Source organism: Spirosoma areae (genome assembly GCF_054781775.1).
Genome location: NZ_BAAGTT010000027.1, coordinates 224148 through 239639, shown reverse-complemented (window position 1 = coordinate 239639; position 15492 = coordinate 224148). Strand labels below are relative to the sequence as shown.

Annotated in this window: 6 protein-coding genes; all 6 read right to left on the bottom strand. The window is 55.3% G+C overall.

Annotation, left to right across the window (positions count from 1 at the left end):
* Position 1 precedes the first annotated feature (1 nt).
* Genes ACYVI1_RS15145 through ACYVI1_RS15120 form a run of 6 tightly spaced genes read right to left on the bottom strand, consistent with a single transcriptional unit; the run spans position 2 to position 15451 of the window.
* Positions 2–4159: a hypothetical protein gene (locus tag ACYVI1_RS15145; protein WP_460911451.1), complete on the bottom strand. Its 4158-nt coding sequence runs from the start codon at positions 4157–4159 to the stop codon at positions 2–4.
* A gap of 13 nt (positions 4160–4172) precedes the next feature.
* Positions 4173–5555: a contractile injection system tape measure protein gene (locus tag ACYVI1_RS15140; RefSeq protein ID WP_460911450.1), complete on the bottom strand. Its 1383-nt coding sequence runs from the start codon at positions 5553–5555 to the stop codon at positions 4173–4175.
* On the bottom strand, positions 5555–7660 hold the full coding sequence (locus tag ACYVI1_RS15135; protein WP_460911449.1) for a hypothetical protein: 2106 nt from the start codon (positions 7658–7660) through the stop codon (positions 5555–5557). The genes ACYVI1_RS15140 and ACYVI1_RS15135 overlap by 1 nt, the downstream gene beginning before the upstream one ends.
* Positions 7657–10956: a hypothetical protein gene (locus ACYVI1_RS15130; protein ID WP_460911448.1), complete on the bottom strand. Its 3300-nt coding sequence runs from the start codon at positions 10954–10956 to the stop codon at positions 7657–7659. Before ACYVI1_RS15130 ends, ACYVI1_RS15135 begins: the two co-directional genes overlap by 4 nt.
* The gene (locus tag ACYVI1_RS15125; RefSeq protein WP_460911447.1) at positions 10956–15014 is read right to left on the bottom strand and encodes a hypothetical protein; all 4059 of its coding nucleotides are present in this window, start codon (positions 15012–15014) and stop codon (positions 10956–10958) included. The genes ACYVI1_RS15130 and ACYVI1_RS15125 overlap by 1 nt, the downstream gene beginning before the upstream one ends.
* Complete coding sequence (locus ACYVI1_RS15120; protein WP_460911446.1) at positions 15014–15451, bottom strand: GPW/gp25 family protein; 438 nt, start codon at positions 15449–15451, stop codon at positions 15014–15016. Before ACYVI1_RS15120 ends, ACYVI1_RS15125 begins: the two co-directional genes overlap by 1 nt.
* Positions 15452–15492 lie beyond the last annotated feature (41 nt).

Genomic DNA, 15492 nt, shown 5'->3' with positions numbered 1-15492 from the left:
GTTAATTTTTATAGAGTATCACAAAGGCATCGTTCTTGAAGCTTTCAATGACATCTTTCTCTTTTTTCGAGAAATAATCCTTCCCATTCCAGTTGAAATACCTTAAATCATCGTAGGAGGAGAACCGAGTCCCGTCTGATTCATTTTTCTCGAAGAAGGCTTGTTTAATCTTAATGGCAAGTTGTTGGCTAAGTCCATGACCAATTTTTACAATTTTCGATACATCATCACTTTGCAGGCAAATAATCTCGCGTTTTTTACCAACTAAGTCGTAAGCCTCCGGCGACTGATCAATGGTGTTTTTGATTTTGTCTGCGACGAGCGGCACCTCCGCATTGTTTTGAGGATTGACCATAGTGGCCTGGCAGTCAAGTTCAGTGGGTACATTCACTTCTTCCCGCATAATTGCCTTGACAGTTTCGGGATCTTCTTCAATGTCCGACCGGTCCACGGCGTTTTCCAGACTCCTGATAGCGGACGGGCGGTCGTAACGCGGGACGACGGTGTACTTAACGAGGTTGCCTTCGTTTATAACCGCTTTAACGAGTTTTTCGACATTAATCTCGTGTTGGGCGTTTGCTGAACGGGTGAGCGGAGTAAGATTTTTTGCATCTCTGCCGGTCCCACCGAGTTTGTTGCTCAAAAGATGCCCGAGTACATAATAAGAACCGCCCTGATTTCGACGCTGGTTGATCGTTGCATACGATTCGTTATTGATTGCCGGGGCCGACCCTTTCGGCATTTTATTTTTAGACACTTGCCCGGCATTCATGCTCACTCCGTACAAACCTTTGTACAGCCCGCCAAAAACAGGTTCAGCCCAGTCAAGGCGGTGCCCAGCGAAGAGTGGTCCGGTCAGGATGCTTAACTCGGTTAACAGACCCTGCAGTTGATCGCTCTTTTCTTCATCCGTAAAACTCCCGGATACCTTTTTAGCCTTCAGGGCATCTATTTCCTGGGCTTTTGCAATAGCCGATTTCTTAAGGCCCGCTCGTTTCTGGCCAGCTTTGGTATCGGTCTCAATCTCAATGGAAGATACCCAAATGATGTATTGTACGGGTTTATTACTGGCAAGTGTAAGTTGTGCGTTTGCTTCTTTGCCTTTAAAGTACAGTTCATGGTGTTCGCCATTTTCGGCAGTAAACTCTTTCTTTATACCCAACCACCCTTTCACTTTATCTATCGCGCCACCGACCACTTTTTTCCCTTTGGCTGCCAGCCCTTTAGCACCCTTCATAATGCGTTTCACCAACGGCTTGGCTTTATCGACCACCCACTCCATCGCCCGGATAATGGGCCGCCGGATGGTTTGAACGATGCGGTGGATTTTTTCGCCCAGATTCCCTAACCCCAGCAGCTTGGCCAGAAAGTCGATAGCGATCACGATGACGTTGCGGAGGGCCAGCACAACCTTACTGGCAATACCGCTGACATCGCCCTTGACGGCCAGTTCCACCGAGTCCAGAAAGGCGTCGACCAACTGCACGATGCGGTCGATGTTGTCCACCAGAAAGCGGATGCCCCGGTAGAGCAACTGGATGGCTTTGATGAATGCCCCCGCCGGGGTAAACAGCGACGCCACAAACGCTAAGGTCTTCCGAACTACTTCGTAGAGAACCGTTTCTTTTACTTTCGCAAACAGTTCGCTCACCCCATCGGCAATAGTTGCTTTGACGTGTTCCCACAAGCCGCCGATGCCTTCTTTCTGAACGATCTGGAACAATTCAAACCCTTCTCTGGCCCACTCTTCCCCTTTTTTGAGCGCGTCCATGAACGGCTTGCCTAATCTCTTTTCGGCGATACCCCAGAAGGTGTCCACGCTGACATCGACGAGCTGGGCCGCGAGGTTGAATAAGCCTTTGGCATCGGTGAACGATGACGGTAGCTGAATGCCGCCTTTGCCCACGCTTCCCCGCAGCCAGTCGAAGAAACCGGCCAGCAGGTAGTCGTCTAAGCGGGCCATGAACTGGTCGAAACCCAGCATGATGCCCCGGCCAATGTTCTCCAGAAACCGAATCGGATGCGCCAGAATATCGCCGATAAGATTCGCCAGCCGCACCAGCACCGAGATCAGCAGTTCGCCTAATTTATAAATGGCCGTAGCTACTTCTTTGATGAACTCAGCGGCTTTTTCGAGCCAGCCTGTGCTCACTTCTTCTTTTATTTTCTGAAAGGACTCGTTCAGGGAGGTGACGTTTTCGTGGTACGATTCGGCCAGCGACTCCGCCAGTTCGGTTTGCTTGTCATCGACACTCGATTCGAGGTTATTGAATTTCTCATCGAAGGCCGTTGATGTCTCGCTGAGCAACCGCTTCTGTTCATCGTTTAAGCTGTCAAACGCTTTTTTCTTATCCTCACGACCTTTGTCAATGCGTAAAATGGCTCGGTTCAGGTCATAGGCAATTCGTTCGGCAATTTTACTCAGCGTGGCATCGAGCGCCCGTAGAAAGGTGGCCTTCTCCTGCCGGAACGCCCGATCAATCGCTTCGGTGTCTTCCCCAAAAAGAGTATCATCCCAGGTAGTAAATCCATAGATGTCGCTTAGTTCACTTTCAACATTTTTCTCAAACGTAGCCTTGGCGGCATCAGCTTCGGTGGCAAAGGTGTCGTTGACGTAGGCTGATAAGTCGGTCAGAATCGTGTTTACATCGCTTTTGGTCAGGTTATAAATCGATTCAAATTCCTTCGTTACCTGCTCCTGTTTCAGTACGTTCGCGTCTTTTTGAGTGCCCTGCTGGTCATATACACCCGAAAACGTTTGCTCACGGGCGCTGAACATACCCTCTACTTTGGCGTTTGCTGTGCCAGCCGCTTTTTTCTGGGCGCTGGCCAGGGTTTGCTGCTCGGCCTGCCGGTAGGTTTGCGGAGCCTGAGCAGCCGCCTGCTGAGCCTGTTGTTTGGTGGATAAGGCTTCCAGAAAACGAGGCTCGTTGGAATTGGCCAACTGCTCGTCGGTAAGTTGATTGGCCGCCATCAGGTCGTCTACCGACCGGCTTTCCGGCTCCAACGAAATCTGGGCGTCTGCTTTGGGTTTGGGCGTGGCTGCAGCCGGATTGATACCCCCCGGTTTTTTGCCCGGCGGGTTGGCCTTCAGCAACTGGGGTGTCTGAACGGGCAGGTTGGCCGGTGGCGGCTCCGGTTTCTTTACTTCCTGACTAAACTGGCCCGTTTGCGTTTCGCTAACCTCCTTAACCTCCTGACCAATGGACTGTTTAACGCCTTCCAAGGGTTTATCCCGTTTAAACGCATCGGCCTCACTCTCGCTCCGGGGCAATTTTTTTTCAATCTCGGCTAATTGTTTCCCAAGCAACTCTTTAAACGTCTCCGGTTTAAAGGCCTCCCGTTTCTGCGACGTCTGGTCAGCCTTTTCGCCAATGGTAGCAAAATGCTGGCTCCTATCCTGCCCCTTTCGCTGGGTTTCCTCCGGCAATACGGCCGCGTTGGTGTACTCGTCTACTTTTTCCTGTGGTTTAGGGTGATCCCGAAGTACCCGGCGCGTCTGTTTAATCCCCTGAATTGTCGTTTGAAAGGCCGGGTCTTCGGCCGACGAAGCAGGTGCGGCCTCGGCCTGCGCTGGCAAAGCAGAGTTGGCATCTCCGTTTAGTTCGGGCAGGGTCTCTGCCTGCGCTATCAGTTGCGGTGTTTCGCCCGATTCAGTTTTTGGCGTAGCAGGCGCAATGTCAATCGCCCGAAAATCGGGGCTGAACGCCGTATGGATTGCCCCGTTGACGGGTTGTGTCCGCACAGGGGAGACCGCAGATGCGGGCGGTGCCGGAGATGGTAAGGAAGCAGGAGCAGCAGAGACTGGTTTTGGTTCGGCCCGTTCATTGGTCGGTTCGTTTTCGGACTCGGAGGCATCGGTGGGCAACCGAATGATGAGGCTGTCGTCGAAATCCGTTATCGACTGCTGGCTCTGGGCAAAAAGTGATAGTGTCGGTTGCCAGATGAGTCCCTGCTGGCCGTTTCGGTGCCGGACAAGTTGCCGCTTCTGAAGGGTCTGGAGGAGTTCGGCAGGTACAAAAAAAGGTGCTGGTGGGTCCTGCTGGTGGTCCATAGCCTGCCCCTGCCGTTCCTTGCGGGAAAGAACGGTGCCCGGTTTGTGGCGCTCGGCCGAACGCGGACCGGCCACAGGGTGCTGGGGGGCAGACAGGGTTTGCATCAACATCAGGCGGTTACCAATCGACAAAGAGCAAGTGGGGCATCCACGGAAATTTCACAACCGAAAAGCCCCATTCGCTCGGATAACTCGTTTCGTCGGTCAGTTCAATGACAACTTCAGTGGAGCGTTTGGGCGGGCGAACCAGGAGAATATCCACCGTTTTACGCTCGACCTGCAACCGCCAGTTCCCGTCACCAGAGCGACTTAGTGTGCCGTCGCGTTGCAGAAACGTGCTGCGGAGAGCTTCGACACTGCGGATAACCGGCCATTTTTCCAGCACATGCTGCAGCACCTTATCGGCTCCCTCGTAGTCGTGCGCGGTCAGGATGCCTGTACGCGGAACGGGGCGGTCCATATCCCACGCACAAAGTATTTTGTTGAGCGGCAAATCATACTCCCAGGTGTCGGTTTCGCCAGTAGCCATATATTGCAGAAGATGAACGCCCCGGCAACGGGCCGCTTCGTCCCGGAAGTCTCCACCCTCAATCAGCCCCAGCCACCGAAACAACGGCGGCACAAACTGCCCAGGCAGCACCAGCCCGGCGTTGGCCACGCGATAGAGGGTTTCCTCACGATCTCCGGTGACGGCTTCGGTGGGCAGTTGCTCAGGTGGCGTTTTTTCAGGACTATTTGTGATCCTTTGCGTTTGCTGAACGTCCGTCAACACCCGTCCGGCTCTGGCAGCATCAACGGCTGCGGCCTGCAAGTTATTCATGAAGGCGGTTTGGTTCGTTTGGGCCAGGGGCGCGTACTGAAATACGACCCGCCAGAAATCGGCCCGTTCGGCAAACGACCTGTTTGACACCTGATATTCAATAAGTTCGGTAAGCCAGGCGTTGATTTCGCTGGATAGATTCAGTTGAGCGCGAACGAACGAACCGATATTTTCGAGACCCAGAGCATACACAAAGCGCAGCCACACGGCTGGATTAGGAACGGCTTTTTCCCGCAGAAACCGCACAAACTCAGCATCCGGTGCATCGGGCAGTTGTTGGAACCAATCGGCCATTGAACTGGCAGCCGCTGACGCACTCCACCGCAGCCGACCCGTTTCCAGATAATGCTGCACCTGCTGTCGGCTGTGCTGCCGGGCCGACATAAAACTGGCCTGTTGTGGGTCCTGGGTTTTTACAAGCTGACCGATGGCTTCGCGGAAGGCCGCCGTCAGGGCTTCCCGGAGGGCTTCTTCCGAGCGGGCGCCAACGGTCAGTTCGAGTTGGGGAATGGTTACGACCACGTCGTCGGGCACCAACTGGTCAAAAACGAGGGATAAATCACGCCACAGGCTCTCGGCCAGCACCCAGCCGCTCACGGTTTGCTGCCGTTCGTAGGCCTTTGTTTGCTGACGGGCTTCCACCTCGATGGTAAGCTTGCCGATGACGTGCCGGTTTGCCATTATTGGTTCGGGGTCGTTTTATAACAGCAGGAGAACCGATAGGGCAGGGTGAAATCGGCCACTATCGTGAACGCGTCGACTTCGGGTGTCTTATCCTTTTTGCACTCGTTCAGTTCGATTTGCTCCGATTCGGCTACGAAAAAGAGCACCAGTGTTTGCCCGGCGTATCCCCCGTTTTGATGCTCCAGGCCTACACTGTAGGGGCTGTTGGCAGCGGTAAATACCGATAAATTGACGATGCCTTTAACTTCGTCGGTAGCGGGTGTGCTTTTGTTGGTAATATCCACGCCAATCACCTCGATGCCCAGATTGTACTTTCTGATGATTTCCCGTATTTCAGCAACAATTGATACAGGCACTTTTTCCAGCGTTCCATCTGCCTTTTTTATTTCTATTTCCCTGGTTATCAACCGGCCAATATGCCCTTCTGCACGCAGAAACGGCAGTTGACGGATAGTAAACGCCAGCGGAAACAGAATGTCGGGCTGGTCGGTGTAGGCGTCATCGCCCCGGTAGGCATTGTAAGACAAATGCCGGTTGATGCGATTGGTTTTGGTGGCGTAATACTCCCAGAACCGATGCAGGGAGTAGGGGCTGTCGGCATCGAGCGGGTAATAATAGGGTATTGCCTGTTGGCCCAGGAGTTCATCCAATGCCCGGCCCGGCGTAAGGCGAACCGGTAACTGGTTGAGATCTATCAGGGCCGACTTATCTTTTTTGTTTTTAAGCGGGGCCAGCTTTTCCCAGTAGTCGGTGGAATCTTCATATTCTTCGGCCCGGTCTACGTAGCCGCCTTTTACCAGCACGTTCCGTTCGAGTTGCAGACCGGGCAGGTCGAACGTCCAGATCATCATCATCAGCCGCTGGTGCAGGCATCTTACCTCACGGAGTCGCTCTTCGTTGTGATTGTAGGTGAACGGGTCTTTAAAATAATCCCTGAAAATTAAAGGCTTATACGTGAAATCGTCGTTTATAACCGGCCCCAGCAACAGGATATTAACGGGCTTCGGATCGGGTTTGGGCTCATCGCAGAGGCATTCCGCCGAGAAATCGGTGAGGGCACAACGAAATTCCTCGTAGGCGTTCAGCATGTCGGCCAGCCAGTCGTAGAAATACTGGATGTAGTATAGGTGGTCGCCTTCTTCCTTAAAGACCTGCCATTTGCGGCACAGCACTTCCCGGTAGGTAGCAAAGTGGTCCTGAACTGGCTCCGTGCAGGTTGTTGTTTTCGGGCGGGCCACCTGAGATTTCGGCGATTTCTGAGCGGGGACTTCATCGGTCAGCAGCGAGCCAAACTGCGCGTGCAACACGCGCAGGGCCAGTTTAAAGGCGGGGAAAGCCTCATCCAGAATGGTTTTGTACTCCTTGAAAATGCCATCAAAGTTCTTAATCTGCCCAAACGGCGGTCGCAGATTGTCTAACTTATCGGAGGGTTTTTTATCGTCGAAATCCCACGCCCGGTTTTTGTTGATGAGGGCCAGTGTTTTGTAGCCGAAGCGGGGCAGGGCGATATGGGGCAGTTGCCGATACGGAAACAGGGCCGCTTCGATGTGGTCGGTATCGAAACTGAGGGCCGTGCGGGGGTTGGCAAAAATACCCGGCTTCTGGTTCGACCGCGTCGGTTCGGCCAGCCGCCGGACATCGGCCTCTAAGCCCGGCTTGAGTCGGACCATATCCACCTGCCGAATCAGCAAAAACGTCAGCGGCTGGTCGGCCCGTTCGTTCACGTAGACCACCATGATCTTATCGTCCAGAAATACTGAGCCGGGTTGATCGTCGGTTCGGTACTGCGGCACAATCGAGTCGAAGCTGTCGGAGTCGGATGGTTCCTCGTCGGTTAGTTCCCAGATTTTCGTTTTGCCGAAATAAGCTGTTATCTCCGGTTTGGGTTGCTTGCGATAGTTCCAGAACTCCCGGCTTTTCAGGCTCAGCACCGTGCCATTGGGCAGAATGGCCGTGCCCGACCCGACCGTAATGCTGCTGCTGGCCTTGAGCTGAACCAACAGGCCACAGGTAATGCCCTGACCCAGCAGGCAGGTGTTTAGCAACTGGCCGGGAACGGGACTTTGGGCGTCTGGCGGACTGGCAGTGGTTGGTTCGGTCATGGTTCAGGTGTTGGCTTCGTTGGGGGTAAACAGTCGGGCGGGGTCAGGTCAGCCGTCTGCGGCAGGTTGCAGGTGCTTCGGTACTGGTTCAGTACCTCAATCAGGGCGTTGGTGGCCTCGCGCAGGGCAAACGGCTCCGGGTCGAACTGCGTGTTCACCAAGAGCCAGTCGAGGTATTTGGTTTCGAACTCGAACATCTGAGCCCGGTCGTAGCGGCAAATACACAGCATCAGGTGGGCGGGCGTTTCGAGCCGCAGCATCTGCTCAAACTGACTGAACAGGCGGGGGTCGTTGAACCGTTTCACCCAGTAGGGCACCACCACCGTTAGTTGAAACGAATACGGGTCGAGCCGGGCCAGCGGGGGTACCGATGAGGGCTGCGCTAATTCCAGCCGGATGTATTCTTCGTCGCGGGGCCGCAGCAAAATGTGTTCCACGATATGGAAACTATCGTCCTGATCCTGCGCTACGGCCAGTTTTCGGATGCGCTCCAGCTCCTCTTTAGCCCGCTGCTCATACAAAAACGGTAACGGCGACGCCAGCAGCGGCTCCTCGTCCGGGATGGTGTCATCCGTTTTGGTTTCCCAAAATCCTACCTCCCACTGCTTGGTGGGCAGTTGCCGGATGCCGTACCGGACGGGATCGGCCGCACGGTCGAAAAACGCCTGACCAGCCTCATCCGCCGACGTGCGTTTGGCATAGAGGGCCGTGCTGACCAGGAGGTTATCGGCTTCGTCGGGCGAACTTTTCAGTCCGAACCGGTAGCGTCGGCGGCTGCCTGTCGTCTGGGCGAAGGTCTCCACAAAAAAGTTAGGCTCTGTTGAGATGGGGTGGCGGGTCCAGTCGAGCCGGAAGGTCGTGAGCGGGTCCGTCTCGTCGGGGAAGGGCATCCGTTCCAGATTCGACTGGGGCATCCCCAGCAGGGCGCACACCCGGCGTTTCAGACCGGCCACATTGGGCGAGTTCCAAACGTGCAGGTTGTCGGCCTGGGGTTGTGCGCGGTAGTTGAAGCCCCGCCCCCGGTGGCTGCCCAAACCGGGCAAATACTGTAAAAATATTTGCTTCTGGCCGATCCACTGGCTCAGGTCGCCATAGGGGCTGTACTCGGCAGGGCGTTCGATGGGGTAATACTGCAGGGCGTAATCGGTGAACTGTTCGCCAAAACGGGCCATCAGGTGGTTTAACAGCCGGTTGCGGGTTAGCTGCTGCTCTACCGCGCTACCACTCACCAACCCAGTAAGGTCGGTTTCGTAGGCGGTGGCATTGCCGTTTTGCAGCAGGGTTAGCAAGCCCGGCACGTTGGGCAGTTGATGGAGCCGGTTGGGCGTTTTGCCGGGGTCGTTGTCTATCGCCAGCAGGTTACGAACCTCGGCCAGATGGGCGAGGTAATTGGCCAGCAACTGGTCGTAGAACAGCAGATACGCTTTGAGTTGCTTCGCCTGGGCCTGCCGCTGGGGCGATTCCGTGCGGGCAATACCCTCCCGTCCAACGTGGTAGGTAACCGGAAAATCTTCCTGAACACTGGTAAAATCGGTCAGGTCGGGGCGAAAGTGTCCCGTGGGCGGGGTCAAATCCAGACTACCCTGCCGGTCGACAGCGGTGTGCTTCATCCGCAGGAGTTCATACCGTTCGCGGGCCATCTGCACGTCGGGCTGCACGTAGCCGATGCCTTTGGTAAAGGAAAACGTGGAGCAGTCGACATCGAGCTGAGGCAGGCAGTTGCAGCCACACGACAAACACCAATTGTCATGCTGCATCCCCCGTCGCCCATCAACGCCTTCCTCGTGGTAGCATTTATCCAGCACTAAGTTCTCAATCGAAACCACCCCCGGCACGGTCAGGATTAGCTGGTACAGGTCTGATTTGTAAATTGTTTGCCGCAGTTGAGCTGCCTCGAGTTCGGCATCGTCCAGAAAGCCGTGTGTGAGCAGCGGCCCCTGATACACCGGGTGGGAGTCGTACCGTTTTTCGGCGTGGTAAAACAACAGGGCTTCGTAGTCGGCGAAACTATCAGTGCCAACGGCCAGCCGCAGGGCATTCATAAACGCCGAACGACCGGCGAATTCGGTACCCAGCAACGGCGTCAGAGCTAATTGGTCGGCTACGGGCAGTTGAGCATCGGTCAGCCGCTCCAGCGACGAGTCGCTGAGATAAAAAACGCCGTTTTTATCCATCATCTCCTGCAGCGTGTAAAACCGCAGGGTTGGCGACAGGTATTCGCCAATGGTTTCGTAGATCAAAGGCAGCACTTCATCGGCGTGGGCGTCGGTAGCGATTTCGATGTTGGCACAGATCGCAATCGGCTGACGCTCCACGATGCTGAACTCCGGGTAGAAATCCTCGCCGAGGTTGCGGTGAGCATGGAGTTGGGCTAAAGCGGCCTGCGTGATTTCGCTTTCATCGCAGTCGTCGTCGAGCAGCAGATAAATCTGGTAAATTCCCTGCGGTATGTAGAGGGAGTAGTTTGGCGTGGCAGGGTTTCCATCTTCGTCTTTAGGCGGCTTAAAAGTCTCCAGACTACCCAGCAGCAACCGGCCAATCAGGTCGCGGATGGCCGGTTGCTCACCAACGGTCGCCAGTGCTTTTTTAAACGCTTTCTCCTGCTCTTTTGTGGGCGTTATTAGCGGCTTGAACAGTTGCCGGATTAATCCCTCAAAAAACGCATTGCCGTATAATTTGACCAGGGTTGGCTTACAATCCCGCTGATTTTTATACCAGCGAAGCAGCACTTCAGTTAGGGGAATAAGTTCATCGGGAGAATCGGTTGTCTCCCTGACAGTTATTGTGAGTGTATCAAGTTTGAATGCGGGCAGATCAGCGACCAACAGCGCCTGTAGGGTAGCGTCCGCCTGGCTGACAAACGTTTTATAAAGCGTTTTCTCCTCGTCTCCAACTGTCAGGGTGGTTGTCAGCCTGACCAACACCTCAGGCTCCTGCCAGGACGCTACCCAGGCATTATGAATGCCGGGCAGGTCGATCAGGATTTTCCGCAGGTCGCGGGCCGTAACGGGTTCGTTGGGCAGTATCTCGGCGGCTGTGAAATACGGCTTCCGGTTCGGCTCGTCGGGGTCAGCGGCAAAGAGGTCGCTGGGGGGCAGGTTGGCCCGGTAACCCAAATCGGTGAGGGCATAGCACAATACTTCCAGGATGGTGATGCCGGGGTCGTGGGTGTTGTAGTCGGTCCAGATGGCCGAACCCATCCGCTCGATGTGCCGGATGCCTTCGCGCCGGAGCCGCGAAAAATCCATGCTCGGCGGATATACCGGATTTTTAGGAATAGTCAGCGTGGTTTCCATCAGGGCAGAATGGGTGGTTTGATGACATCGCGTTTCACAAAGGGCGCATGTGGGTGAGTGGCCAGGGCCAACGAGATCGTGGTCGGATTTGTCTCAGCATCCAGTTTAAACCAGTAGGCCGCCCCATTGAATTCTTTAGCCAGCTCATCGGCCACTTTAGTGGCAAGGGTAGCTGGGTCAAAATCAACTTTCTGGCCCACCAACTCACCACTATCCACCAGTTTGTCGAGGAAGGCTTTAAGTGGGGTGGCTGAACTATCCACCGGGCCTTTTATCCAGGCAATCAGGGCTTCTTCCACGCAGGCGGAGCAATGGCAGGGATCGCCGATGTCCAGCACGTTGATTTCGTGGTCGAGGGCATTGGGGTTGGCTTCGTCGAGGATATTTACGTAGGTTGTCAGCACCGAGCGGGCCGTAAACGGCTGGAGCGAATCGGCCACGGCCCAGGGCTTTCCGGGTTCGTCGGTCAGCATTTCTTCTTTGCTGGCAAAGTGCTTCACCTTGATGCTCATGACCACGTCCACATAGTCGAGGTTTTCCAGAAACCGCAGCAGTTGGGTGGTTTTGATGGTGACCCCAAAGGCAACGGGTGGCCCGCCAGTGCGCGTCCAGGGAGCCAGAAACAGCTTCAGCGCGTCGTTGAGGAGTTTTTTATGCAGGGGAATGTCTTTCCCCTTGTAAAACCGGACACACACCTGCAGCCGCACCGGCTCGAAGCGGGCGTTTACGACCTGCAGGCGGCTTTTGGGCGGGCAACCGCAGGGTTTCTCTTCCGTTGCCGGTGTTTCGTCGTCATCGTGGCAGCAACAGGGCACAAACCCCCCAACGCCACTCACAAAAAAGCTATTGTGCCGGTTCAGGTACGCGGCAATGGCTTTCCGGTCGCCCGTGCCCACGCTGGGATAGAACCGCCCTTCGCCGGTGAGCACATCGGGGTTCGGAATCACAGCCAGTGTGACGTAGCCGGGGGCGGTCAGGTCGTCTTTTTCGGTATGGGGCAGGCACTTGACGACGGCTATTTTCGGGAACTCTTCGAGCACTAACCGCTCATAATCCCAGACCGTGATGGCGCGTTGTTTGTGACGCAGCCGCTCGCTGATGCGCCGGTAATAGGCCAACGCATCCGTGCTTTCGGGCAACCGCCCCTCCGCCGAGGCATAGGGCTGAATCACCTTCCGAACGTTCACGTCGCGCGTCCGCAACTGGCTGATGGTGTTGGCCGGTAAGCCATTGACTAAGTGTTCGAGGGTATTTTTATGGTTCTGAAACACGACCGTTGCGGCCTGGGCATGGATGTGGTCGATGAGCGGCAGGGCTTCGATGGCAATATCTTCGGCGGGGGCTTCGGTAGCCGAGGCCATCAGCCAGCACAAATCGAGCCGGTTTTTCTCACCCGGAACGGCCATAATGCCGGTGGTGATGTCGGTCGGGATCTGAAAGCGAATGATACCCGTCCGGCTCAGTCCGTCGGTTTCGTCGATCAGGATATAGTGCTGGGGCAAACGCACAGGCAGGTTCTCCCGGTAGTAGGACCAGACGATTTCGGGCGCAATTTTGTCGGGGTTGCCCGTTCCTTCCTGCATTCTGAACAGCACCGACAGGGTTTGGTTGGGTACGAGGTTCTCGAAGCCCAGCAGCAGGTTTCCATCGGCATCCTCCCCACCGGCAGCCGGGACCGATGTCGTTGCCAGCAGCACATCAAACGACGGAATCAGGTAGTTCGGCGCCATCGACACCGGTCCTTTTTTTACCGTCACCAGCCCGCCAAAGGGGAGATAATAATAAAATCGGTGAATGACGTCGTTGTCATCGGCTGAAAATGCGGCTACGTTTACCGGCACCCCGGTTGATACATACGAGAATAAAATGCTTTCGGGCGCAATTTTAACCGTGTTGACTGGGTCCTTATTGGTAGCTGGCTTCGGAATGACGACCTTAACCCTCAAAAACGTTTGTTCGCTGTTGGGCGAATAATGAAGCGGACCGCCGGTATAGTCATAATTCGGGATGGATTCGGGCGTACCGGTCAGCGGCACCCACGCACCGTTTTTCCACATTTCCGGGCTTTGGAGCACATCCGCTGTGCCAACCTTCAGCGTCGGGAGGGTAAGGTCGGCCGGTTTAACCGGAATGGTCTTCAGCGAAATCTCTGGCGTTGAGAGGTATAAATAGCTGGTGACGACATCTGCCGTTGCGCCCACCAGCGGAATATCGGCGTTGGCCGGGTACTCCGTATCGCCGAGTTGAAGGGTGAGTTTTTTGATGCCCCGCGACGCCGTTTGGAGCCTGACCGAGTTGAATGAGAAATCTTTCAGGTCGCCATAGTCCTGGGGATTTCGGGGCTGGAGGAGCATAAACGGGTGCTGAATCCGGGTCAGCAATGAATCCGGGTTATCCCGATAGGGTTTAAGCGCGGGGAACGAGGCAGGCAGGTAAATAAATACACTTTTTCCGCTTTTCAAGAAGGCCGGTTCCTGGCCGGCTAATGTATTGGGCGCTTCATGCGAATCGTCATTATCGATGACTTGTTTTTCGATGAACTGATCAAATCCCTGCGCCGTAGCCTCATCTACCTCATTGTCAATCGTATGGAGTGAATCTGCCGTGCTCAGTTGAATTGACAGTGGCAGGGCGCTGATATCTTCATCAAAAGTCAGCGTAATCCGACGCCCCTCACTTTGCTCCATCCACAATTCCGGCGACGCGATTAGCAGGCCGGGCCGGGCTTCGTAGGTTTCTTTTTCTGTTTCCCAGCGGGCTAACTGCTCCGTTGCCGGACTCAACTTGCTGTTGGTATCAGACACAGCACCAGCTACAATGGGTTGCGCTGTCGTCAGGTCTGTCTGTGCGTTCTCAAGCCGCTTCATCTTTCCTGTCAGCTTCTCATACACCCCTCTGGCGCTCAGGCCAGTGGCGTTCTTCGCCTGCACAATGGGCGTGACGGGGCTGTTTTTGAGGAAGTAGATGCTCTTTTGCTCCACCAGTTTGGCTTTGCTGATGACCGTCTCCGTTTCGAGGGCGTAGAGCCGTTCCTGACTTAGCCGGTCGGTGCCGCCCCGAAACAGGGTACCGGCCAGCAGGCGGTAGCGTTCGAGGTTCTGGGCCATCTCGAACACCACATGGGTTCGGTCGGGAATGGCGCCCCGTTGCTGAAGCCGCAGCACATCCTGATAGTAAAACAGCAGGTGTTTTTCGGGCAGCGCGTTGAGGTCGCTTTGCACATACCGAAACAGGTGCAAAAACGACAGCAGGAGGGTAACGTGGGGCGGGTGATCGCTGCGGGACTGGAGCGCATACTGAAAGGATTTGCCTGTTTTGGCAACCATCACCGACAACACCCCGTAAAACGTCAGAAATAACCGCCAGAGGGGTTCGCGGTCAGTATTGTTGGGCCGCTGTAGCTGAATCCCGTTCCTGAATTCATTGGCGCTGGCCAGTCCCCAGGGTTGTTTATTTTTATCGTCATCAATGAACTTCTCATTCGTATATTGCTTTAGCAAATCGGCGGTGGCAACGCCTTTGTGGTAGGCAATAAGCTGGCGAAGCGGTTCGCGCAGTTTTTCGCCAATCAGCCGGCCAAATTCAGCCTTGAGCGGATGAGTAGCCGGTAGTTTTTTGTAGACATCGGAGGTCAGCCGGGCAGCATCGTAAATCTGCTGAACCAGCCGGGCCAGCAAGTCGTCGGGTTTAACGGCATCGGGCTTGGCGGTGTTGGTGGCGGTGTCTTCTTCGGCACGGAGGTAGGCCAGTTCCTGACTGCGGTAGCGGCTGCGGAGGTCAACCAGATCGGTGGCGGCCAGCACGGCCAGCAGCGGGGTGGCGTCGGTCTGCCAGAATTTTTCCCAGGTCGGCTCGGGGTTCTCCGGGTCATTTGGAGGGGGCAGGGTGTTGCTGTCGGGCCAATAGCGGATGTGGGTGGCTAACTGACCCACCAGTGCAATCAGGTCGGCCAGGGTACGGTCGTCGAGCTTGAGGTTGGCCGGAATGAGCGCCTGCAGCAACCGTTCGCGCTGGTGGGTACCCTGCCGGACGAGGGGGTGGATCGGAGTCGGGTTCATCAGAGCGAAAGGTTAGTGCCTTCCTGAATGTAGAAGGGGTAGACACGGTTGAAACGGGTGTTGGTGCTGCGAATCAGATACGACACTGTGATGTCTAAGCGACCCTCCAGTTCGGCAGGGATAATGGTCAGGTTCAGGAGCTTGATGCGCGGTTCATGCTGGATGATGGCCTGCCGGATAAGGTCTTCCAGATACGACAGGAGGGTAACGTTGAGGGGGGCGAACAGGTAATCGCGGAGGTTGCAGCCATAGTCGGGCAGCATGACCCGCTCGCCCAGGCTGGTATTGAACAGAATCTGTAAACTCTGCCAGATGTCTTCCTCGTCGGAAACCATCACGGCTTCGTAGCGCACCGTCGAAAAAGCGGGCGGAAAAGCCCAGCCCGTACCGAGAAAGGATTTGCGTTCGGGTGTATCGAAAAAGCCAGATGGTTCCATGAGTATTGCCGGGAGAAAGGGTCGGAAAAATTGATTTTTAG